Annotated in this window: 21 protein-coding genes; 9 read left to right on the forward strand and 12 right to left on the reverse strand. The window is 66.6% G+C overall.

Going from position 1 to position 20,957, the window contains the following annotated elements; translation table 11 throughout:
- Positions 1 to 7: 7 nt before the first annotated feature.
- Positions 8 to 1,426 carry an MFS transporter gene (locus AC3ERS_RS00880; protein WP_431962418.1) on the reverse strand — a complete coding sequence of 473 codons (1,419 nt, stop codon included), beginning with the start codon at positions 1,424 to 1,426 and terminating at the stop codon, positions 8 to 10.
- A gap of 133 nt (positions 1,427 to 1,559) precedes the next feature.
- Between AC3ERS_RS00880 and AC3ERS_RS00885 the strand changes: the two genes are divergently transcribed.
- The gene (locus AC3ERS_RS00885; protein ID WP_431962420.1) at positions 1,560 to 2,462 is read left to right on the forward strand and encodes a LysR family transcriptional regulator; all 903 of its coding nucleotides are present in this window, start codon (positions 1,560 to 1,562) and stop codon (positions 2,460 to 2,462) included.
- Positions 2,463 to 2,522: 60 nt separating this feature from the next.
- Positions 2,523 to 3,491 (forward strand): NADPH:quinone reductase, encoded by a 969-nt coding sequence (locus AC3ERS_RS00890; RefSeq protein WP_431962422.1) that lies wholly within the window; start codon positions 2,523 to 2,525, stop codon positions 3,489 to 3,491.
- Between the two features lie 7 nt (positions 3,492 to 3,498).
- Here AC3ERS_RS00890 and AC3ERS_RS00895 read toward each other — a convergent pair whose 3' ends face one another.
- Positions 3,499 to 4,278 (reverse strand): enoyl-CoA hydratase-related protein, encoded by a 780-nt coding sequence (locus tag AC3ERS_RS00895; protein ID WP_431962424.1) that lies wholly within the window; start codon positions 4,276 to 4,278, stop codon positions 3,499 to 3,501.
- 141 nt (positions 4,279 to 4,419) lie between these two features.
- On the opposite strand from AC3ERS_RS00895, the gene AC3ERS_RS00900 reads away from it, so the two are divergent.
- Positions 4,420 to 5,019: a DUF6892 domain-containing protein gene (locus AC3ERS_RS00900; RefSeq protein WP_431962426.1), complete on the forward strand. Its 600-nt coding sequence runs from the start codon at positions 4,420 to 4,422 to the stop codon at positions 5,017 to 5,019.
- Positions 5,020 to 5,079: 60 nt separating this feature from the next.
- Here the strand turns inward: AC3ERS_RS00900 and AC3ERS_RS00905 are convergent, their stop codons facing one another.
- Positions 5,080 to 5,916 carry a helix-turn-helix transcriptional regulator gene (locus AC3ERS_RS00905; protein WP_431962428.1) on the reverse strand — a complete coding sequence of 279 codons (837 nt, stop codon included), beginning with the start codon at positions 5,914 to 5,916 and terminating at the stop codon, positions 5,080 to 5,082.
- Positions 5,917 to 6,017: 101 nt separating this feature from the next.
- On the opposite strand from AC3ERS_RS00905, the gene AC3ERS_RS00910 reads away from it, so the two are divergent.
- Positions 6,018 to 6,731 carry an SDR family oxidoreductase gene (locus AC3ERS_RS00910; RefSeq protein ID WP_431962430.1) on the forward strand — a complete coding sequence of 238 codons (714 nt, stop codon included), beginning with the start codon at positions 6,018 to 6,020 and terminating at the stop codon, positions 6,729 to 6,731.
- A gap of 35 nt (positions 6,732 to 6,766) precedes the next feature.
- Here AC3ERS_RS00910 and AC3ERS_RS00915 read toward each other — a convergent pair whose 3' ends face one another.
- From AC3ERS_RS00915 to AC3ERS_RS00930, 4 genes are all read right to left on the reverse strand, one after another.
- Positions 6,767 to 7,333 (reverse strand): GNAT family N-acetyltransferase, encoded by a 567-nt coding sequence (locus AC3ERS_RS00915; protein ID WP_431962432.1) that lies wholly within the window; start codon positions 7,331 to 7,333, stop codon positions 6,767 to 6,769.
- Between the two features lie 497 nt (positions 7,334 to 7,830).
- Positions 7,831 to 8,889, reverse strand: coding sequence for a hypothetical protein (locus AC3ERS_RS00920; RefSeq protein WP_431962434.1), 1,059 nt, complete (start codon positions 8,887 to 8,889; stop codon positions 7,831 to 7,833).
- Between the two features lie 35 nt (positions 8,890 to 8,924).
- Complete coding sequence (locus AC3ERS_RS00925; RefSeq protein WP_431962436.1) at positions 8,925 to 9,845, reverse strand: RNA polymerase sigma-70 factor; 921 nt, start codon at positions 9,843 to 9,845, stop codon at positions 8,925 to 8,927.
- A gap of 139 nt (positions 9,846 to 9,984) precedes the next feature.
- The gene (locus tag AC3ERS_RS00930; RefSeq protein WP_431962438.1) at positions 9,985 to 11,175 is read right to left on the reverse strand and encodes an NAD(P)/FAD-dependent oxidoreductase; all 1,191 of its coding nucleotides are present in this window, start codon (positions 11,173 to 11,175) and stop codon (positions 9,985 to 9,987) included.
- Positions 11,176 to 11,312: 137 nt separating this feature from the next.
- Between AC3ERS_RS00930 and AC3ERS_RS00935 the strand changes: the two genes are divergently transcribed.
- Positions 11,313 to 11,450, forward strand: a complete 138-nt coding sequence (locus tag AC3ERS_RS00935; RefSeq protein WP_431962440.1) for a hypothetical protein — start codon at positions 11,313 to 11,315, stop codon at positions 11,448 to 11,450.
- Between the two features lie 42 nt (positions 11,451 to 11,492).
- On the opposite strand, the gene AC3ERS_RS00940 is transcribed toward AC3ERS_RS00935, so the two are convergent.
- On the reverse strand, positions 11,493 to 12,380 hold the full coding sequence (locus AC3ERS_RS00940; protein ID WP_431962442.1) for an alpha/beta hydrolase: 888 nt from the start codon (positions 12,378 to 12,380) through the stop codon (positions 11,493 to 11,495).
- Positions 12,381 to 12,458: 78 nt separating this feature from the next.
- Here AC3ERS_RS00940 and AC3ERS_RS00945 point away from each other — a divergent pair, with 78 nt between their 5' ends.
- From AC3ERS_RS00945 to AC3ERS_RS00955, 3 genes are all read left to right on the forward strand, one after another.
- Positions 12,459 to 13,094: a TetR/AcrR family transcriptional regulator gene (locus AC3ERS_RS00945; RefSeq protein ID WP_431962444.1), complete on the forward strand. Its 636-nt coding sequence runs from the start codon at positions 12,459 to 12,461 to the stop codon at positions 13,092 to 13,094.
- Positions 13,095 to 13,234: 140 nt separating this feature from the next.
- A complete protein-coding gene (locus AC3ERS_RS00950) occupies positions 13,235 to 13,825 on the forward strand; it encodes a TetR/AcrR family transcriptional regulator (protein ID WP_431962446.1) in 591 nt (196 codons plus the stop codon).
- Positions 13,826 to 13,954: 129 nt separating this feature from the next.
- The gene (locus AC3ERS_RS00955; protein WP_431963548.1) at positions 13,955 to 14,842 is read left to right on the forward strand and encodes a haloalkane dehalogenase; all 888 of its coding nucleotides are present in this window, start codon (positions 13,955 to 13,957) and stop codon (positions 14,840 to 14,842) included.
- A gap of 97 nt (positions 14,843 to 14,939) precedes the next feature.
- Here the strand turns inward: AC3ERS_RS00955 and AC3ERS_RS00960 are convergent, their stop codons facing one another.
- Positions 14,940 to 15,392: a PaaI family thioesterase gene (locus tag AC3ERS_RS00960; RefSeq protein ID WP_431962448.1), complete on the reverse strand. Its 453-nt coding sequence runs from the start codon at positions 15,390 to 15,392 to the stop codon at positions 14,940 to 14,942.
- A gap of 43 nt (positions 15,393 to 15,435) precedes the next feature.
- Positions 15,436 to 16,488, reverse strand: coding sequence for a zinc-dependent alcohol dehydrogenase (locus AC3ERS_RS00965; protein ID WP_431962450.1), 1,053 nt, complete (start codon positions 16,486 to 16,488; stop codon positions 15,436 to 15,438).
- A gap of 587 nt (positions 16,489 to 17,075) precedes the next feature.
- Between AC3ERS_RS00965 and AC3ERS_RS00970 the strand changes: the two genes are divergently transcribed.
- Positions 17,076 to 17,378: a putative quinol monooxygenase gene (locus tag AC3ERS_RS00970; RefSeq protein ID WP_431962452.1), complete on the forward strand. Its 303-nt coding sequence runs from the start codon at positions 17,076 to 17,078 to the stop codon at positions 17,376 to 17,378.
- 284 nt (positions 17,379 to 17,662) lie between these two features.
- Here the strand turns inward: AC3ERS_RS00970 and AC3ERS_RS00975 are convergent, their stop codons facing one another.
- Together AC3ERS_RS00975 and hypF are read right to left on the reverse strand one after the other, a co-directional pair.
- Positions 17,663 to 18,553, reverse strand: a complete 891-nt coding sequence (locus AC3ERS_RS00975; protein ID WP_431962454.1) for a bile acid:sodium symporter family protein — start codon at positions 18,551 to 18,553, stop codon at positions 17,663 to 17,665.
- 67 nt (positions 18,554 to 18,620) lie between these two features.
- Positions 18,621 to 20,948, reverse strand: a complete 2,328-nt coding sequence (hypF, locus tag AC3ERS_RS00980) for a carbamoyltransferase HypF (protein WP_431962456.1) — start codon at positions 20,946 to 20,948, stop codon at positions 18,621 to 18,623.
- Positions 20,949 to 20,957: the final 9 nt, after the last annotated feature.

The following is a 20,957-nucleotide window of genomic DNA, read 5'->3' on the forward strand; positions in this document are numbered from 1 at the left end:
CCGGGCGCTACGGAGAAAGTAGCCTGCGCCGTAACCCCAGAACCAACGCCAAACCGGCACCCACCAGCAGTGCGGCGACCGCGAAAGCCCAGTGTGTTCCCCGCGCCATCTCGGTGGGTGTGCCCGTGGCGACATCCCGCGTCCCCGCGGCGCGCGCGAAGACGGCGCCTATGACCGACGCGCCGGTCATCAGCCCTAGGTTCCGGGAGAGGTTCAGCATCCCGGACACCAGCCCGCGTTCTTGTGCGGCAACGTCTTTCATGACGGCGGTGTTGTTGGCCGCTTGGAATGTCGCGTAGGAGGCGGTGCAGACGATCAATGGCAGGACGTAGCCGAGCACACCCGCCGCTGTGGGCATTACCGACAAGGTCAGCGCGGCGCCGATGATGCCGACGAGTCCGACGATCACCATGGTCCTCGATCCGAAACGGTCGGTGACGCGCCCCGCAGGGACGCCGGTGAGCGCCGACACCGCCGGACCCGCCGACATCACGAGCCCCACCATGGCAGGCCCGAGCCCCAGCGCCCCGGCGAGGTGGAACGGGCCGACGATCAGGGTCGTCATCATGACGGCGGAGACCACGGTGCTCGTCGTCAGTCCAACGGCGAGCACCGGATCGCGCAACATGCCGAGGGTCAACAGCGGGTACGCGACCTTGCTCTCGGTGACACCGAAAAGCACCAAGCCCGCACCGGCGACGCCGAGCAAGCCGATGGAGAGCGGCCCGAAGGCCCCGACCGTCATGGCGAGCGCATAGGCGCCCAGCGTGACGGCCAGCAATGCCGTGCCCAGTGTGTCGAAACGCCGTGGCGTTGACCCGGCCGCTGTGTCGGCCGACATCGGGAGGGTGAGCGTCAGCGCGAGCACGCCGATCGGCACGATAGCCAAAAAGATTGCCCGCCAACCGAAAGTCGCGATCAGCACTCCGCCGAGCGAAGGCCCGAGCGCCGTTCCGACGGCCGACATCGTGCCGAGCAATCCCATCGCGCTACCCGTGCGATGTTCGGGCACGACCGCGCCGACGGAGGCCATCGTCAGCGCCATCATGCAGGCGGCACCGACCCCTTGCAGCGCCCGCGCGGCGATCAGGAGGAACAGATTCGGGGCGAGACCGCACAGCAGCGTCGCGACCGTGAACACGCCGATACCGATCACCAGGAGGCGACCGCGGCCGACCAGGTCGCCGAGCCGACCGACCCCGACGATCAGCGTCGTGATGGCCAGCAGGTAGGCGATCACGACCCACTGCACCTCGTTGAAGGACGCGCCCAGTGCCGCCGCCATCGACGGCAGGCCCACGTTGGCGATGCTGATGCTGAGCGAAGGCAACAGCATGGACAGCGAGAGTGCGGTGAGCACCCAGGTCGGTGAGCGACGGCCCGCAGGCTCGAACCCGACGCCGGGAGGCGCTGCTGATCTGGACATGAAGGTCTTCCTCCTGGCCTCGACGGTAGGTATCGACCGTAAATTCCGTTCTGACCTGGCGGAAGACGCAAAGAAGTAAATGTAATTGTGCACTGGACGCCATATTTTGGCGCCTCTGTGCGATCCTGTGCGCATGGCGCGGCCCGATCTGAACTTGCTCGTCACACTGGATGTCCTGCTCGAGGAGGGCAGCGTGACGCGGGCGGGTGAACGGCTCGCGCTGAGTCCGTCCGCGATGAGTCGCGCGCTCGCGCGGCTGCGGCGCGCCACCGGCGACCCGTTGCTCGTACGCGCGGGACGAGGTCTGGTGCCCACGCCTCGCGCCGTCGAGTTGCGCGCACGCGTGCGCGGGCTCGTCCAAGAGGCCGAAGCGGTGTTGCGGCCGGTCGAGAAACTCGATTTGGCCACGCTGCAAAGGACTTTCGCGCTGCGTGGCAGCGACGGATTCGTGGAGAGATTCGGGCCCGCGCTCGTCGCCGAGGTCGCCGCCGCGGCGCCGGGCGTGCGATTGCGGTTCCTGCAGAAGACCAAGAAGGACACCGCCCCCCTGCGCGAGGGCGTCGTCGACCTGGAAACCGGCGTGATCGAGGACGCGCTGCCGCCGGACGTGCTCAGCACACCACTGTTCACGGATCGCTTCATCGGCGTGGTCCGCGACGAGCATCCCCTCGGTACCGGCGCGATGACCGCCGCACGGTACGCCGCGGCGCGGCACGTGCACGTCTCCCGTCGCGGACTGACCGCCGGTCTGGTGGACGAGGCGCTACAACCGACCGGCCACCGACGCGACGTCGTGACGGTCGTGGACGGCTTCGGTGCGGCGCTGGCCCTGGCGCGAGCCACCGATCTCGTCGCGACGGTCCCGCGGCGGCACACGGCGAACCTGCGAGAGGGACTGCGCTCCTTCGAATTGCCGTTCCGCGCACCCGAAGTGACGATCTCGCTGCTGTGGCACGTCCGGCTCGACGCTGACCCGGCGCACCGGTGGCTGCGTGATCGCGTGGCGGCGGTGTGTCACTTCGACGACGCGGACTGACATGACAGACTGAACCCGCTCCGCACGCACACTCGAAGGGAAACAATCGGAGGACATCGGGTGCGAGCCGCATACATCGAACGAATCGGGGCGCCGGAGTCGATTGTCTACGGCGAGTTGCCGCCGCCGGTGTGCGGACCGGACGACGTTCTGGTCGAAGTCGCGGCCACGTCGGTGAACCACGTCGACACGTTCGTACGCTCCGGGCGATATCCGACCGCGATGGAGTTTCCTTTCGTGATCGGCCGCGATCTGGTTGGAAAAGTCATCGGATCGTGTTCGCCGGAATTCCTCGCCGGCGACCGAGTCTGGTGTAACAGCCTCGGGCACGAGGGGCGGCAGGGGGCGGCCTCCGAACTCGCTGTCGTTCCCGTCGATCGCCTCTACCATCTGCCGCACGGGGTGTCTCCCACGCAGGCAGTGGCCCTCGTCCATCCGGCGGCCACCGCCTATCTCGCCGCGTTCACGCACGGGGATCTCCGGTCCGGCGACACGGCGCTGATCGCGGGCGCGGCAGGCAATGTCGGCAGCGCGCTCGTCGCCATGATCGCCCGCGCCGGGGGTACGGTCATCGCGACCGCTCACCCCGGCGACCACGATTACTGTCGGCGCATCGGCGCCGCGCACACGATCGACTATCGCACGCGGAAAATCGTCGAAGAAGTGCGTGAGATCGCCGAAAAGGGAGTCGACCTCTATATCGATACCTCGGGCCGGAACAACATGGTGGACGCCGTGGAATTGCTCGCGGTCGGTGGCCGGGTCGTCATCGTCGCGGGCACCGGTTCTCGCACCGAACTGCCCACGGGAACGCTGTATCTGAAGGACGGTTCCATTCGCGGTTTCGTGATCTCCCGCGCGACCACCGCGCAATTACGGGACGCCGCGACCGTGATCAATCGCCTTCTACTCGACCGGGCGCTGCGGCCGCGAGTGGTCGAAGTTCTTCCGCTCGCCGCCGCTGCCGAGGCGCATCGCCGAATCGAGACGGAGCAACTGCACGGCACGCGTCTCGTGTTGGAAATCTGAGGCGGCGCTAATCGGGCCAGACGGGCGGGCGCTTCTCCAGGAAGGCCGCCATCCCTTCGCGGGCGCCGGGAAGTTGCGCGGCGGCGGCCATCACTTCCAGGGCGAGGGCGTAGGCGTCTGCTTCGGGGCGGTCGAGCTGGGCGTAGAGAGTGCGTTTGCCGAGCGCCTTGTTTGCCCGGCTGCCCCGGGTAGCGCGGGCCAGCAACTCGTCCACGGCGGTGTCCAGCTCGGCGTCCGGCACCGCTCGGTTGATCAAGCCCCACTGTTCGGCGGTGCGGGCATCGATCGGGTCGCCGGTGAGGGCCAGCTCCATCAGGCGTTTACGGCCCACGGCGCGGGCCACCGGCACCGCCGGGGTGTGACAGAACCAGCCACCCTTGCCGCCGGGGAGCGCGAAACCGGCCGATTCGGCGGCGACGGCCAGATCGCACGAGGCCACCAGCTGGCAGCCCGCGGCCGTGGCCAGACCGTGCACCCGGGCGATCACCACCTGCGGCACCGACTCGATGGTCGACATGAGCTCGGTGCACAGCGTCAGCAACTCCCGCACGCCGAGCAGGTCGCGCGCGGCGACGTCGGCGAAATCATGTCCCGCGGAGAACACCGGACCGTGCGCCCCGAGCACTATCCCGGTGGCGTCGGTCTCGCCCGCGGCCCGGAACGCGGCGAGCAGTTCGCCCAGATGCTCGCCCGACAGCGCATTGCGCCGATCCGGCCGGTTCATGGTGATGCGTACCGTGTCGCCGTCCCGCGCGACGAGCACGTGCCGATACTCCAAGGCGGTCATATCTCCACCGTAGATCTCAACGGGCAACGACACGACACCTCTGGAAATAAGCGACTTCCGGCTCGCCGGCTGCGGCGGTGACGGCGGCGGGCTGGTCGTGACGATGCGCGGTCGATCGCGCTTGGGCAATACGCTCGGGCGGTGACAAGTATCGAACTTGCCGACCGAAACCTTCAGCTTGCGCTGCTCGACGAGGTTTACACCGATCGTGTCGATGATTACTACTGGCTGTCGTCGCTGCGCGAGGAATACACCGCCTATCAGGCGTCGGCCGGGGGCCCGGTCTGGGACGAGATCTGCGGTCGCCTCGGTATCGACCGCTTGCCAGAGCTGGAGAATTTTCTGCTCACACTCCCGTTGACCTCGGAAGACCTGGCACAGGTGGAGAATCTGTGCCTGGACGGCGATCGGGAGATCTACACGCTCTACCCCGGGTGGTGGCACTTCGGTCGGCACTTCTCGATCACGAGTCTGGACGGGATCGGTCGGTGCACGGCGCTGGTCGATCTCGATCTCAACTCGATGGTCGAAGCGTGCAGTCTTGCCCCACTCGCCGGGCTGACCAGGCTGCGGCGCCTCGGAGTGGATGCAGTCCAGCAGTATTCCGACATCGATGTCATCCTCGGTCTTCCCGCCCTGACCGAGCTCGTGGTCTTCAACAAAGCCATCTCAGAAGACAAAGGGGAGTGGATCGACGTCATGAGTGCGCTGCGGGCGCGGGGCGTAGCGGTGCACGGGTAGTCGCGCATCACCGCGCCCATCAGCAGGCAGCGGGGTCGACGGGGTTCGGGCCGGTTATCGCTATGGGGCGCCTGCGTTTTGAGTGGCCATGGCCAGCAGTATCAGAGCGTCGTGTTCGGCTGTGCCGGGCGGAGCCTGGTAGAGCAGCACTCGCTGCCCGCCGCCTGCGTGGTGGAGTATTTCGTTCGCGAGGGTGACCTGGCCGATCAGCGGATGCCGGAATGCCGTCTCGCCGCCGCGCTTGACCAATACTTCGTGCCGTCGCCACAGCGCGGCGAATTCATTACTGGCCGCGGATAGTTCGTCGACCAGCGCGGCGACGGGGACCGGAGAAGTCGGTTCGGCGGAGTGCAGGTGCGCGACGCAGTTGCGGGCCACCCGGTCCCAGTCGGCGAACAGTGTCCGGGCGGCGGTGTGCAGAAAGGTGTAGCGGATCGTATTGCGTACCGCGGGAGGCCAGTCGCCGAGCCCCGGCATCAGCGCCAGCCCCTCCGGGTTGGCGGCCAGGACATCATTGACCTCGTCGAGCACGTACGCCGGGCTGGGCCGGACCGAATCCAGCAGCAATCGCAGGCCCGGGCGGACGGGCTCGGGGTCGGCGGCGCGCCCGCGCGGCGAACGACCGGCGGTCCGGTCGGCGAGGGCGAGCAGATGAGCGTGCTCGTCATCGGTCAGCCGCAAGGCCCTGGCCAACGCGCCGAGCACCGCGTCACTGGGTGCGGTTTCCCGGCCCTGCTCGATGCGGGTGTAGTAGTCCACGCTCACCCCGGCCAACGCGGCCAGCTCCTCACGACGCAGCCCCGCGGTCCGTCGAATGCCAGGTCCGGTCGGCAGGCCCACCTCGGCAGGGCCGATCGACCCGCGCCGGATCCGAAGGAACTCGGCCATCGCGTTCATCCGTCGAGTGTGCCAGCGGCCGAGCGACTCTGGGTGGCCGTGTCGCACCCAGGAACCGCGCGGCCTTCAACGATCTTCGGCGAGGGCGCAGTTTTGGAGCCATGACCGAGACAATGATCATCGGCGGCGGTTCCGGGATGGGATTCGCCCTCGCCCGTGTCCTCGTCGCCCAGGGTGAGGATGTGACCATCGTCGGCCGATCCGTCGACCGGCTCGACGCGGCGCGTGCGGAGCTGGAGCAAGCCGGGAACGGCCGGGTGCGGACCAGACGAGCCGACATCGGTCGGGAGGACGACGTCGCCGAACTGTTCGCCGGGGACCAGCAGATGGATCACGTGGCTGTCACCGCGGCCGATGCCACCGGTGTGTACGGCCCGACCGCTCGGGTCTCCACCGACATCGCCCGTTCCGTCCTGAACACCAAGCTGCTGGGCGCGTGGCTGGTCGGCAAGCATGCGGTCGGGAAAGTGACCGGATCGCTCACCTTCACTTCGGGCATCAACGCGTATCGACCGAACGGATCGAACACGATCATGGCCGCGGCCAACGGCGCGCTGGCCTCCCTGGTCTCCGGGCTGGCGATCGAAATGGCGCCGGTGCGGGTGAACGCGATATCACCCGGCTGGGTGGACACTCCCATCTGGAACCAGCTCGGCATGGACAAGCAAGCCGCATTCGCCGAACTGGCCCAGCGACTGCCCGCCCGCCGCATCGGCACTCCCGACGACATCGCCCAGGCGTTCCTGGCGGTGATGCGCAACCAGTTCATCACCGCGACCGTGCTCCATGTCGATGGCGGTCACCGTCTCACCTGATCGGCCATCCGAACCGGCCAGGTCGATGTGGGTGTTCATGCCGTGGAGCGCCAGTGGTCGCTGGTGATCGCGTACTCGACTTCGCCCTGCTCTGCCCCAGGGATCGGGTGCTCCCACTGAAGGTGGAAGGTGCGGACGTATTCCATCCCGATGGATGCCATGGTGGCACGGAATGCCGTGTTGATCATCATCGTTTCGGCGAAGATTCGTGTGAGTCCGAGGTCCTCGAAGCCGTGTCGGAGCAGTTCCCGGGCTCCTTCGCGGGCCAAGCCCTGTCTCCAGTGCTGTGGCAGCAATCGGTAGCCGAGTTCGGCCTGTCCCTCGACGGGCCCCTGGTCCGGTCGTTCGGGAGCTGCGAGAACCCACCATCCGACGAAGTGGTCGTCGACGAGCCCGATCCAGTACCCGAGGCCGGGCGTGAGTGCCGCAGCGGTGAGCCGACGGCGGTGGGCCTCTTCGACCTCCGGGTGGGACCGCGCCGTGCCGTTGCCGAGATAGCGCATCACCTCGGGGTCGGAGTCCAACTCGACCTCGTAGTCGAGATGTTCGTCGGCGAGCGGAACCAGCGTGATCCGGGGTGAGCGCAGCGCGGCTTGTGGCATGGGCCGATCCTCGGCCCCCGTGTGCGGAGTTGTCCACGACGTGTGCGTGACGTCTGGCTGTGTATTGGGACCGGGGTTCGAGCGGAAATCGGTTGCGCATGAATATCGGACTGCGCGACGCTGCGTGACGTGGACATGCACCCCGACCAGATGGTCGGTGACCGTCAGGACCGGCGCCCGCGCCGGTGGTGGTGATGGCGGTGTCGATCCAGTTGACGCCGGAGGCGATGGCGTGCCGGATTGCCGCGACCGACTCGGCATCGTCGGTGGCGCCCAGCCGAAATGCCAGCCCGAACCCGAGACGGCCCAGGAGCCGAAACCGAGTCGGGTGATGTCCATCCCGGTGCCGCCGAGCGGACGGGTAGGCAGTGCGGTGTTCTCGCACATGTTCCTCTTTCATTTGTACTTCTGTTGTCCCACATGCACGTCGGTGTCCGGTGGCGTCGGAAATCGAGATGCCGTACGCCGCAATCGATCCAGGCGCAAGATCGTGTGGATCAGCTCCCGAGGAGTGCTGACGTGATATCGGCCGGTGATGTGCGGATCGTCCGATGTCCCGCTGCGGCATCGGCGGTTCGGCGTGCGCGGAGGCCGCCGATCAGGCAGAGCACTGCGCCGAGCGTGACCCAGGCGACCAGGACCGCGACGGCGTGCGTGGCGCCGCGGCCGTCGAAGAAGGCGGTCGACCGCAGCAACCGGCCACCGGCGCCTGGCGGCAGTAACTGGCCGAGGTCACCGGACCAGCCGGGCAGCATCTCGGGCGCGGTCGCCGTACCGGAGAAGGGGTTGCCGATGAGCATCATGACCACGGCGCCGATCCCGATTCCGGCGTATCCGAGTAGGGATTCCAGTCCGAGCACCGTCAGGGAGGTGGCCGCGATACTGAGGGCGACCGCACCGGCGTTGGCCGGGTAGGACCCGCTGAGCGAGCCGAGCCAGAACTGCAGGATCGCTGCCACGGCCAAGCCCCCGGTCGCCGCGAAGGCGAGAGCCCCGGTGACCCGGCGTGCGGTTCCGCGAACGAGCCTGGTCAGCAGCACTGCGGACAGCAGACCGCCCATGACCAGTGGCAGGGCGCCCGCGGCCAGGCCCGCGCCGCGCGGATCGTCGGCGGGGAGGGCGGCGAGGTCGTGGACAGCGACCGGTGCGCGGAGTTTCTCGGTCTGGCCGAGGCCGGTCGCCATGGTCTGCAAGGTCTGCGCGATCGCGGTGCTTGCGGCGGAGGCGAGGATGACTTGCGGTGTGCCGGAACTGAAGTCGATCGCCCCGTACACCTGCCGGTCGCGGACGAGTTGTTCCGCGGCGGCGGTGTCGGCGACTTCGGTGATCTCGAAGCCGCCCGGCAGACGCTGATCGAGTGCGGTGCGGATCTGCGCGACCGCGGTGGTCGGCCCGGCGACGGCGATCGGCACATCGTGGACCGACGACCGCACCGATGGCCAGGCGAAGGCGATGAGCAGGCCACTGACGATCGCCGTGAGCAGGGCGACGGCCGTGGCCACCGTCTGCCATCGCGACGGAAGCGCATCGGTGGCGAGCGGGGTCCGCGTGCTCATGTCTACTCCTCGAACAGTGGGGTTGTGGCCGGTGTTCATCGCAGCGTGAGTGGGGTCTCGGATTCGATGTGGCTCAGTTTGTGCGGGTTGCGCACGTAGTAGAGGCCGGTGATGCGGGTGTCCTCGACACACATCGCGATGACGCCGTCGAGTTGTCCGTCGACGTGCAGAGCCAGCGCGGCGCTGCCGTTGACCGTGGTCGGCTCGACGGACAACGCGACGCCGTTCTTGGTGAGACCACCGACGATGAACCGGGCCACCTTGTCGGCGCTCATGATCGGCCGCGGTGTGGCCTGCTTGATGCCGCCGCCGTCGCTGATCGCCACGACGTCGGGTGCGAGCACGTCGAGCATGCCCTGCAGGTCGCGGGTCTCGAGCGCACGCCGGAACGCCTCGACAGCCGCCTCGGCCTGGCGCGCGGTGACCGTGCGGCGCGGCCTGCGGGCTTCGACGTGGCGGCGGGCGCGGTGGGCGATCTGATGCACGGCCGCAGAGGTTTTGCCGACCGCGGCCGCGATCTCGTCGTAGCCGATCCCGAATGCTTCGCGCAGCACGTACACCGCCCGTTCGGTCGGGGTCAGTGTCTCGAGCACGAGCATCAGCGCCATCGAAACGCTTTCGGCGAGTTCGACGTCGGCGGCCACATCCGGAGTGGTGACCAGTGGTTCCGGCAGCCAGGAGCCCACATATTCCTCCCGGCGGCGTTTCATCGAGCGCAGCCGGTTGAGCGCTTGGCGGGTGGTGATCCGAACCAGATAGGCGCGCGGGTCGTCGACGTGCGCCGCGTCGACCTCGACCCAGCGCAACCAGGTTTCCTGCAAGACGTCGTCGGCGTCGGCCGCCGATCCGAGCATCTCGTAGGCGACGGTGAACAGCAGCCTGCGGTGGGCGACGAACGTCTCGGTCGCCTCGACGGTGGCGCGGTCGCTGCCGGTGGATTCAGGTGGGGTGTCCATGGGGCCCTCTCCCGTGCGTTGTGAGGTCCGAGTTCGGGTCGCCGATGACGCACGATGCGCGGCAGCGTCCGAGGGGATCCGGGCGATGACGCACATCGTGCGGCCGAGATCACTGACAGCCAACAATGGTTTCGGTGTTCTACGCGACCGGTGCCACCGCGTCGGCGCTCTGGGCCAGCAGCAGCGCCGGCCGGTGCTTGCCGTCCTTGGGCCAGTGGTGCGAACCGGGCTTACGGGCTTCGTTCACCAGATGTTTCACGCTGGCGGCGCAGGAGAACTCCTTGAGCTTCTTGCCCGCGAACCCGCTGAAGTACAGCCGCATCGCGGTGTCGTCTTTGTGGCCGAGCTGGAAGATCCCGGCGCCCCTGCCGAAGCTGATGCACATCGCGGGGAACGACAGGTCGATCGCCGACGGCTGCTCTTCCGCGATTCGGCTCAGCACCGTGTCGGCGGCGTGCGCGCCCAGGCATCCCGCGGCGTAGGCGCTCATCCGGAATGGCAGGCCCGAGGGCGCCGACGAATCGCCCGCGGCGACGATGCGGTCGTCATCGAGGCTGGTCAGAGTTTCGTCGGTGAGCAGACGTCCGGCGGCATCGGTGCGCAATCCGCTACGGTCGGCCAGATCGGGCACACCGAAGCCCACCGTCCAGATGGTGACCTCACTCGCCAGAACGCGACCGTCAGAGAGTCCCACGGCCGCCTCGGTCACCTCGGCGACCGAGGCGTCGGGGCCTTCCAGCACCGTGACGCCCAGTCTGGCAAGGTATTTGCGGGCGGTGCGCCGCGCCCTCGGGTGCAGGTACGGACCGAGGAGACCGCCGCAGACCAACGTGACCGCGCGCCCCTGCTCCGCCAGTTCGGTAGCGGTCTCGATGCCCGTCGGGCCGCCACCGACGACCGTCACCGGGGCCGACATCGGCGTGTCGAAGAGCGCCGACCGCAGCCGCTGGGCCGCCTCCAAAGTGGCGACCGGGTAGGAGAACTCGGCCGCGCCCGGCACCTGCGGGCCCGCGCTGCCGCTGCCCACCGCGTAGATCAGGTAGTCGTAGCCGATCGTGCCGCCCTCGGCCAGGGTCACACTGCGCCCGGCCGCATCGATCCGCGTCACGTTGTCGACGACCAGCCGCACACCATCGGCCAGCACTTCCGCATAGTCGACGACCGCGTCGTGCGTCCCACCCACCAGCTGATGCAGACGCAGCCGCGGAACGAAGACCGGGCGCGGATTGATCACGGTCACCGTCACGTCCTCGCGCTGCGTCAGACGATTGGCCGCCATCACACCGGCATATCCGCCGCCGATCACGACCACATCGATGTTCTTGCTCATGGTGTCTCCTTCGCTCCGAGAGGCTCGAGAACTAGACACCGCAGCGCCGAAGAACCTGACATCCTGTGATGCAGGTCACTGAATGGCTCGCGCGATCGCCGACCGGAAAGCGGACGCCCGGACCGGTCGTGAGGCCGATGCCGACCGGTACGCCGAGGCTGGCGCAGTGGTTCGAGCACTACCTCGACGACACCGGGTGGTGGGTCGCGGCCGAGGAGGGTGAAGACGTCGACGAGATGCCGCGGTGGCCGCACGCGCGAAAACGCGCCGGCTGAGCACAGCCCACGCGGACGCGCCGAGACTCGAGAGCGTGGTGGTTACGCGTTCGGGGTGAGGTGTGTGGTCAGGAAGTCGATCTGGTCGGCGACGATCTGCTCGACCGCGGGCGGGTGATAGACGGTGAAGTGGTCGGCCTCGTAGTGCTTCAGGACGGCCCCCGGCGCGGTGGCGGCCACCCGTCCGGCGATGGCGGGGTCGATGAGGTTCTCGTGCTCGCAGGCACACACCAGCAGTGGGCAGCGTACGCGTGGCGCGGCGGATGCGGCGTTGTAGAACAGCATGCCGAGGCCGGAGGCCGCCGTGATCCGATTGTCGAAGCGGTAACCGGGGGGCGTCACCGACTGCCACCCTTCGAGGGCGCCGGGTTGGGTCACGAACGCCGGTTCGCCGGGCTTTCCGACCAGTGGGACGTAGCGGCGTGGCCGTCGGAGTGCGGCGCGTGTCAGGTCGGCGGCGATCGGGACCGTGAACCGCAGTAGATGCCGTACTCCCGCTCGGGACACGACCGCGCGTCCGCTGAAGACCGGGCACTGGACGACCGCGGCACACAGGTCGTGGTGGCGGGCGGCTGCGGCCAGGACGTGGCTGGCGCCGAAGGAGGTGCCCCAGAGTGCGATCCGGTGCGGATCCAGTTCGGGCCTGGAGCGGGCGAAGGCCAGTGCGGCGTCGACATCCTCGGCGTAGCGGCGCTGGCTCACCAGCTGGCGCGGGTGACCACCTGATTCGCCGAGGTGCCGAAAGTCGAAGGCCACCACGGCGAATCCGGCCTGTGCGAACCACTTCTCGTACTGCGCGAGCATCATCTCGTGTGTCGCGCCGCCGCCGTGGACGAGAACGACACCGGGGTGCGGGCCGGGGCGCTCGGGCAGCGTCAGCCACGCCGCGCATTCGTCTGATCCGGACGGGAACGTGGTGCGTATGGTCATGCGAACCTCCATTTAGGTACGTTGTACGTGAACGATCGCCAGTTAATCACGTACGACGTACTTGAACAAGGGAGGGTCATGCCGGCACCCAGAAAGTTCAGCCGGGAACAGCTCCAGACGGCCGCACTGGCATTGGTGGACGAGCAGGGGCTCGCCGGTCTCACCATGCGCAACCTCGCCGCCGAACTGGGGACAGGGGCGATGACGATCTACAACTACGTCGACGGTCGCGACGGTCTCGAAGAATTGGTCACCGAGGCCGTGATGGCCGAGACGCAGTGGACGGACGAGGGCGGCGATTGGGAGACGCGCGTTTTCGCGATCGCCGAGGCCATGTGGCGGGCGGCGCGCGCGCACCCGCACGCCATCCCATTGGTCCTCACTAGGCGCACCTTCGACATCCCCACTCTCGCACCCGCAGAGGTGCTGCTGCAGGCACTCGCCGACTCGGGAAGATCGGGGCTCGATCTGCTGGTCGCCTTCCGTGTGGTGTCCGGCTTCGTGACCGGCTTCGCCCAAGCCGAATTCGCCAACCCCCTCTCGGCACCCGCTGGCAGGGACCGCGCCGCTGCCACCGATCGCGTCGCGCAACTACCCGCCGACCGATTCCCCAGACTGATCGAGATCGCCCACGCGGCCGCCGCTGGAGATCCGGAAATCGAATTCCGCGACGGACTGGAAGTCGTCCTGGCCGGACTTCGGGCCAAGCTCTGAGATCGGATTTCGGCGACGCAGCCCGCCCGGCCGACGCATTGACATGACGGACATCATGCGAGAGTGTAAGTCGCATGACGGTCAACATGCGAAAGTCAGCCAGTGGGGAGGGGCAGCGAGCGCAACAGAAACGAGAGTCATTGACCCGTATCCTCGACGCGGGCGCCGCACGGCTGCGGGCGGATGGTCCCGATGGCGGCGCCATCGGCAAGGTCATGCAAGACGCGGGACTGACGCACGGAGCCTTCTACTCGCACTTCGCGAACAAGGACGAGCTGGCCATCGCGGCCTTCCGGCACGGGCTCGCCGGAACCAGGCCGCGCTGGATCGGTAAGACGCGGGACGCATCGTGGGGCGCCCGTGCCGCCCGGCTCGCGCGTGGCTATCTCAACCGGACGCACCGCGACGATCGCGCCGATTCGTGTGCGTTCTCGGCGGTCGGGTCCGACGCCGCGCGCATGCCCGCCGAGTTCCGGGTTGCCTACGAGGAGGAGTTGCGCAAGACCCTCAACGCGATGGGCGGACGCCCGGTGGACGATGCGTGGGAGCACGAGTTCTACGACGAGGCCATCGCGACGCTGGCCTTGTGCATCGGTGGACTCGTGTTGTCGCGGGCGGTGGAATCCGAGTCCTTCTCGACGCGGATTCTCAGAGTCTGCCGGAATGCGGTGGCGCAGATGGGTGCTGCGGTCGACGAACACACCGGCCGCGGACATGGGGCAGAGGCATGAGCTGTCAACGCGAGGCACAACAACTCGTACGAGCCAGCCGAAGCCATGACGGCCGCGAAGGTGTTCAGGCCTTCGTGCAGCGGCGTCGACCTGCCTTCGCAAGGCACTGATCAACTAGGAGAATTCTCGATGTCCTACAGCACAGAGCCTTTCGCGCCGAAGAAGTTCGCGGATGTTCGCGGGCAACGTATGGCCTACATCGACGAGGGGCAGGGCGACGCCATCGTCTTCCAACACGGCAACCCCACCTCCTCGTACCTGTGGCGCAATGTCATGCCCCACTGCCAGGGGCTGGGGCGGTTGGTCGCCTGTGACCTCGTCGGCATGGGCGATTCCAGCAAGCTTCCGGACTTCGGCCCCGACCGTTACACGTATGCCGAGCACCGTGACCATCTCTTCGGCCTGTGGGATGCGCTCGACCTCGGCAACAACGTGGTGCTGGTCCTGCACGACTGGGGGTCGGCACTGGGATTCGATTGGGCGAACCAACACCGCGACCGGGTCCGGGCGATCGTCTACATGGAAAGCATCGTCATGCCGGTCACCTGGGAACAGTGGCCGGAGGGTGCGCGCGGTGTGTTCCAGGGCTTCCGGTCGACTGCCGGTGAGGGAATGGTGCTGGAGAAGAATATCTTCGTGGAGAGGGTACTTCCCGGATCGGTGCTGCGGCCACTGAGCGACGCGGAGATGGCCGAATACCGGCGGCCGTTCGCGTCCCCGGGTGAGGACCGCCGACCCACTCTGAGCTGGCCTCGCCAGATACCGATCGACGGAGAGCCGAAGGATGTCGTCGAGGTGGTCGAGAACTACGGACGATGGCTGAGCACAAGCGAAATCCCGAAGCTGTTCGTCAACGCGGAACCGGGTTCCATCCTCACCGGCGACCAACGCGAATTCTGTCGCACCTGGCCCAACCAGCGCGAAATCACCGTCTCCGGATCACATTTCATCCAGGAGGACAGTCCGGATGAGATCGGCTCTGCCATAGCGGGATTCGTCAGGGAACTGCGCCGCTGAGGTAGCCGGACAATCCTTCGAGATGGGGTGCGATAGTCGTAGCGTCGTCCTGGCTACGAGGGTGGCGGCGACCGGTCGCCGCCACCCCCGGGCGGGTCTAGCGGGGGAGGAAGATCATGCAGGTTGTGGTGGCGTGCGCGACGAGTTTGCCGTTCTCGTCGAGAGCCTTGCTCTGGGCGGTGGCGACCGTGCGTCCGACGTGGATCACCGTGCCCTCGGCGGTGATTCGTCCGGCGTCGAGCGCGACGGCGCGGATGTAGTTCACCTTCAGCTCCAGGGTGGTGTAGCGGGCTCCGGCCGGAAGGGTGGTGTGTACCGCGCACGCCATGACCGAGTCGAGCAGGGTGGCGGCAATGCCGCCGTGGACTTGGCCGAGCGGGTTGGAGAAGTCGGGCTGGGTTTGTATCGACATGGCCGCGTACCCCTTTTCGACCTCGTCGATCCGGATGCCGATGAGCCGGCCGATGGACGGTATGTCGGCGGGCCGTTCCCGCTGGGCCCAGCGAATCAGCTCCAGCCCGCTCATCGAGGTGAAGTCCGAAGTGCTCATGGTTGTTTCCTGTTGATGTCGGCGAAGCAGGCCGTCGGCTGGCTCACGGTTGCTCGGTGGCGATGGTGGCGGGGCGAACGAAGACGGGTTTGTATCCGACCTCGAGGATCGCTTGGTCGGCGCTGTCGAACGGGATCACGTCGCTGATGATCAGTTCCGGACGCAGGCGGCCGCCCGACAGCAGGTTCAGCACCTCGGGCATGTGCGCGCGGGCGTTGCTGAGCGCGCTGCAGAAGTGGATGCCCTTCATATGCATCGCGGGTACCGGCAGTTCGACATCGGTGAAGTAGAACGAGCTGCTCTCGACATGACCGCCGGGAGCTGTCGCCGAGATCGCGTCCCGGAAGGCGCGGCGTGATCCGCCGGAGTGGTTGAGGGCGATCTGATATTCGTGCTCGCCGGGCTCGAACTCCTCGGGAGCGCTGGTCCGGGCGCCCAGCTCGGCGGCGATGCGGCGTCTGTCAGCGTCGCGGTCGACATAATGCACGAGACCGGCGCCGCAGGCACGAGCGACGTCGGCGCTGTAGAGGCCGATGGCGCCGCCGCTCATCACCAGCACGTCGGCGCCGGGATCGCGGCGTAGATGCGGAACCACCGAGCGCCACGCGTCGGCGAGGTTGTCGCCCGCCGAAACAGCCTGGACCGGTGACACGTTCGGTGGTAGCGGCAGTAGTGAATAGTTCGCGAACGGGATTCGCACGAGTTCGGAGAACAAACCGCCGTAGCCGCCGCCGAACGGGATTCCGTAGGCCGCCACACCGTGAGCGGCGGTTGCCCGGCAGTAGAGCGGCAGACCCGCCAAGCATCGGTCGCAGCTGCCGCAGGACACGTGGTAGGGGATCGCGACCAGGTCGCCGGGGGCGATGCCGGTGACCGCGTCCCCGACCTCGACGACTTCGCCTACGCCTTCGTGACCGAGGGCGAACGGTGCGTCGACACCCGGCAGGGGCACCGAGCCGCGGATCACCCGCTGATCCAGGTCACAGGTCGAGACCGCGACGGGTCGCACCAAGGCGTCGGTCCGGCTTCGCATCACCGGCTCGGGATCGTCGCGCCATTCCAAACCTCCGGCACCGTTGTAGTAGAGCGCTCGCATGCTTGCTGCTTTCGTCTCGGTCCGGCGGCACTGCCGGACTGGTTGGGGTATGTCATTCGGTCATGCTCGATGGGTGATGATCGGCGGATGCCCGACATCGACAGGTGTCGCGGATTGTTCGAACGACTCCGGCGCTGTGGTTGTGGCACTGCTGCTCACCCTCGATCGACCGGCGAGTCTCGCTTCGGCCACCGGTGCAGCGCGTGCGGATGCTCAGGCGCAGAACTGTGCCGTTTCGAGAAGCCATAGTGAATGAGTTGATTATTCTTTGGTGCATTGTCACGTTTGCGACGCTAACCATCGGCAGGGATGGGATTGCGACAACGAGACCAAGGTTTGCGACAGAATGTGTGGCCTACGCTGCTGAGAACTGTCCAAGTCGGTGTTTCGACGGGTTGTGCGTAGCCTAGTGCGCTAGATAGCGTCTTGGCCTCGGCTATCGTGGCCCAAGTAGTAAGAATGTTGACTTTGTTGTTAGTCGAGTAGACGCCCGGAGAGGGCTTGCCATGGCCGTCCGGCACGCCTTGCCGCGCCGCCGAATTCATCCCGTGCCCGAGGGCGTCGTACGCAGCAAGGAGAGAAATCCGTTGGCTCAGAGTTACTTCCAAGTGATCGCGCACTACCACGTGCAACCGGAGCACTTGGCGGCCGTGCTCGAACTGCTGGCCCGGTTGCGCGCCGCCAGTCGCGAAGAACCGGCCAACCTGTCCTACGACTACTTCCAAAACGTCGACGACCCAGCGCATGTGGTGATCCTCGAGCGCTACATCGATGCCGAAGGCTTCGCCGCCCACCGCGAATACGAGCACTTCCGGACGCTTGGAATCGACGGAATCATTCCGCGCTTGGACCGCAGGCAGGTCGACGCCTATCCGGTCGTGGCCGACTGACACCGCATTCCGGCACTGCACCGCAGAAGCCGCGCGGGAACAGCGGTGCAACGCTCGGTTGATCCGGCTGCATCCGGCGTCAGTCCGACGTCGACGACCCGCATTCCTGGTGGAGCGTTAGCTGCACCAGGAATGCGGGTCGCCATAGCAGGACGTCCACCGACTTGGACACCTTCACGAGGCGCGTGGCCGACAAAACAGCACATTCACGCGCGCACTCCATCGGAGGCCCTATCGGCTGTGTCCCGCGCGGGCGTCGCGTGCCGAGGGGGCCGGATCCCGGCTCAGGCGCGGGCGAGGGATGCCGTCCGATCCACGGTTGATTTCGCTTGCCGTGCAAGCAGATACGCCGCGATCGCGGCCGGGCCGGCCATGACGATGCCGTAGGTCGCGCCCGGCACGGCCATGGTTTCGTTCCCGAGCGCCGACACCGCGACCGCAATGGTGAGCGTCGCATTGTGGATGCCGATCTCCATGGACGAGGCGATGGCCTGGCCGGTGCCGACCCCGAACAATCGCGGCACGAAGTACCCGATCGACAGGCTCAGCACCGACAGCGTCAGCGTGATCGACCCCAGTCGCCCGAAATTGTCACGCAGCGTGTCGAATTCGGACATCACCGCTGCGATGATGGCCATGACCAGCACCACCACGGAACCGGCCTTCACCGGTCTGCGCATCCGCTCGGAAAACCTGGGGAACGCGCGATCGACCCACATACCGATCGCCACCGGCACGAGCACGATCACGATCACCTGCACGAACTTGGCCGGTTGCAGCCCGACGGAGGCGTCGTCGTCCATGAACTCGGCGACCGACAGCGCGATCACGATCGGCATCGTGAACGCCGCGAGCACCGAATTGATCGCGGTGAGCGTGATGTTCAACGCCACATCCCCACCCGCGAGGTGACTGAACAGATTCGCCGACGTGCCCCCCGGCGAGGCGACCAGCAACATCATGCCCACGGCCAGCGCTCCGGTCAGCCCGAACAGCTTGACCAGCAGCAGACAGAGGGCGGGCAGCACCACCATCTGACAGCCAAGCGCGATCAACGCCGCCTTCGGATACCGCACCACCCGGTGAAAATCTCCGGGTGTCAGCGTCAGACCCAACCCGAACATCACCAGCGCCAGTGCGGCCGGTAAGAGGATCGTGAAAATCGAGAAACCCATCATCACTCCCGTTGCGCCCAGTCACCCACCCGGGCAACAAATCTGTGGGTTTGCCTCTTCGACTCCGTCACACGCTGTCACCGGTTTCGTGAATCGACGAGGACAACGCGTCTGCGACCATCAACTGGCCTAGGGCAATACCTCCGTCGTTGGGGGGGACTTGGCGGTGGCTGTAAACCTCGAAGCCCTCTCGTTCGAGCATCGTGATGCAGTTGACCAGGAGGAATTCGTTGAGGAACACACCGCCGGAAAGCACGACCCGCCGTATGCCGGTTTCGCGGGAGATCTCGCCGCACTGCCGTCGCACCATGGCGACCACGCCGGAATGAAACCGACGGCTGATCTCGGCGAGCGATATGTCGGCAGCGAGGTCCGCCGCGATCGCACGGATCACAGGTCTGAAGTCGACTTCGGTTGTGTTGTGCTCGAATTCGTATCCGTCGACCAGGTCGAGGTCGCGGTTGAGCAAGCCCTCCAACTCGATCGGGCCTTGGGCTTCGTACTCGGCATGCGAGCACACACCCAGCAGGGCAGCCACTCCGTCGAACAGCCGACCCATGCTCGACACTTCGGGCGAGTTGATGCCTCGCGCTCGCATCGTCGAATACGCATGTCGGCGGTCCCGTTCGAGGCGACCGATTTCCGGGAAAGCCTTCACTGCCACGTCGATGTCGCCGAACGTGTCCAAAGCAATGGATACCCCGGTTCGAATCGGTTGGCGTACCGCGTGGTCACCGCCGATCAGCGCCAAGCGTCGCAGATGCGTTGCGCGCTCGAACCGTTCGAAGCCCCCGACCAGGAATTCCCCGCCCCAGATGGTGCCGTCGGCGCCGTAGCCTGCCCCGTCGAAGACCACGCCGATGGTCTCTCCGGCGAGTTGATTCTCCGCCATGCACGAGGCCATATGAGCGTGATGGTGCTGGACGAACATCGGATCGCCCTGTTCGCCGATACCTTCGTGCGCACCACTGCCGCGGAACTCCGGGTGCATGTCGTAAACGCCCGCCGAGGGGTGTAATTCATAGAGCGAAGCCAGGTGTGCCGCGGTCTTTCGATGAGAGGCAAAGGTTTCGTCGTTCTTCAGGTCGCCGATATGTTGGCTGAGGTAGACGCGGGAACCGGCGGACAGGGCCACCGTCGTCTTGAGTTCGGCACCATAGGCGACGAGAGGAGCCAGTGGACGGCCGACTTCCACCGGATACGGTGCGTAACCGCGCGCTCTCCGCAGGAATGTCAGTAATGGGCCGTCCAATTCGGGATGTGAGGACAACCGGACCACGGAATCGTCTACTCTGATCTCGATTTCACGGTCGTGGTAGAGGATCACATCAGCGATCTCGAAGAGCTGGTGAAGGGCATCCTCGTTCCGATGGACGATCGGATAGCCGGAGATGTTTCCACTGGTCATGACCAGTACGTCCAAGCCGGATTCGTCCAGGAGCAGGTGATGATGCGGTGCCGAGGGCAGCATCAGACCCAGATTCGGATTCCTCGGAGCGACACTTTCCGGGAGCGAACCGGGGCGCTTGCGAGCGAGCAGGATCGGCCTCGCAGGCGACCGCAGCAGTTCTTCCTCCGCCGCGGATAGTTCCACGATCCGATGGGCGGTGGCCAGATCCCGAACCATGACGGCGAAGGGTTTCGAATCCCGGCGTTTGCGCCGGCGGAGCAAGGCCACCGACTCGGCGCTCCGCGCATCCACGGCGAGGTGGAAGCCGCCGACACTCTTGACAGCCGCGACACGTCCTGCCATCAACTCCCGTGCGCACTGCCGCAATGCCGCCTCGCCTTCGAGGACCGTTCCGCGCCTGTCGGCAAGAAACAGACGAGGTCCGCATTCCGCACAGGCATTGGGCTGAGCGTGAAAGCGCCGGCTTTCCGGATCCCGATACTCCTTGTCGCACCTCTCGCACATCACGAAGGAATGCATTGTGGTTTGCGACCGATCGTAAGGTAGCGCGCGAACGATCGAATACCGTGGGCCGCAGTTCGTGCAGTTGATGAACGGGTACCTGTAACGGCGGTCGGTTGGATCGCGCAACTCGGCGAGACAGTCGGCACACACGTGCGTGTCAGCGGGCACCAGGGCCACTTTTGCCCCGGTGTGTTCACTGTTCACGATTTCGAAACTGGTGGCCGCCGACTGCCCCGCCGACGTGCTGAGGGCTGCCACGTGATCGACTCGGGCCAGCTCCGGAGCCTCGCTTGCCAGCTCCTCGCAGAAAAGGTGCAGCGCCGACTCGCGGCCACTCGCCTCGATGAGCACGCCCTCCGGATCGTTGCGAACCCATCCAGCCAGTTGCCGCTCACGGGCAAGCTTGTAGACGAACGGGCGATAGCCCACTCCCTGAACGACGCCGGTAACCCTGATCTGCCAGGTTGCTTGTTCGGTCATGACGATGGG

Source organism: Nocardia sp. bgisy134 (assembly GCF_057708325.1).

Excerpts from the sequence above, each read along its gene's own strand:
- AC3ERS_RS00975 (WP_431962454.1), bottom strand. The coding sequence starts at position 18,553 with ATGGGTTTCTCGATTTTCACGATCCTCTTACCGGCCGCACTGGCGCTG.
- AC3ERS_RS00895 (WP_431962424.1), bottom strand. The coding sequence starts at position 4,278 with ATGACCGCCTTGGAGTATCGGCACGTGCTCGTCGCGCGGGACGGCGAC.
- AC3ERS_RS00915 (WP_431962432.1), bottom strand. The coding sequence starts at position 7,333 with ATGCCACAAGCCGCGCTGCGCTCACCCCGGATCACGCTGGTTCCGCTC.
- AC3ERS_RS00910 (WP_431962430.1), top strand. The coding sequence starts at position 6,018 with ATGACCGAGACAATGATCATCGGCGGCGGTTCCGGGATGGGATTCGCC.
- AC3ERS_RS00930 (WP_431962438.1), bottom strand. The coding sequence starts at position 11,175 with ATGAGCAAGAACATCGATGTGGTCGTGATCGGCGGCGGATATGCCGGT.
- hypF (WP_431962456.1), bottom strand. The coding sequence starts at position 20,948 with ATGACCGAACAAGCAACCTGGCAGATCAGGGTTACCGGCGTCGTTCAG.
- AC3ERS_RS00880 (WP_431962418.1), bottom strand. The coding sequence starts at position 1,426 with ATGTCCAGATCAGCAGCGCCTCCCGGCGTCGGGTTCGAGCCTGCGGGC.
- AC3ERS_RS00940 (WP_431962442.1), bottom strand. The coding sequence starts at position 12,380 with ATGACCATACGCACCACGTTCCCGTCCGGATCAGACGAATGCGCGGCG.
- AC3ERS_RS00920 (WP_431962434.1), bottom strand. The coding sequence starts at position 8,889 with ATGAGCACGCGGACCCCGCTCGCCACCGATGCGCTTCCGTCGCGATGG.
- AC3ERS_RS00960 (WP_431962448.1), bottom strand. The coding sequence starts at position 15,392 with ATGAGCACTTCGGACTTCACCTCGATGAGCGGGCTGGAGCTGATTCGC.
- AC3ERS_RS00905 (WP_431962428.1), bottom strand. The coding sequence starts at position 5,916 with ATGAACGCGATGGCCGAGTTCCTTCGGATCCGGCGCGGGTCGATCGGC.
- AC3ERS_RS00955 (WP_431963548.1), top strand. The coding sequence starts at position 13,955 with ATGTCCTACAGCACAGAGCCTTTCGCGCCGAAGAAGTTCGCGGATGTT.
- AC3ERS_RS00945 (WP_431962444.1), top strand. The coding sequence starts at position 12,459 with ATGCCGGCACCCAGAAAGTTCAGCCGGGAACAGCTCCAGACGGCCGCA.
- AC3ERS_RS00965 (WP_431962450.1), bottom strand. The coding sequence starts at position 16,488 with ATGCGAGCGCTCTACTACAACGGTGCCGGAGGTTTGGAATGGCGCGAC.
- AC3ERS_RS00925 (WP_431962436.1), bottom strand. The coding sequence starts at position 9,845 with ATGGACACCCCACCTGAATCCACCGGCAGCGACCGCGCCACCGTCGAG.
- AC3ERS_RS00885 (WP_431962420.1), top strand. The coding sequence starts at position 1,560 with ATGGCGCGGCCCGATCTGAACTTGCTCGTCACACTGGATGTCCTGCTC.
- AC3ERS_RS00935 (WP_431962440.1), top strand. The coding sequence starts at position 11,313 with ATGCCGACCGGTACGCCGAGGCTGGCGCAGTGGTTCGAGCACTACCTC.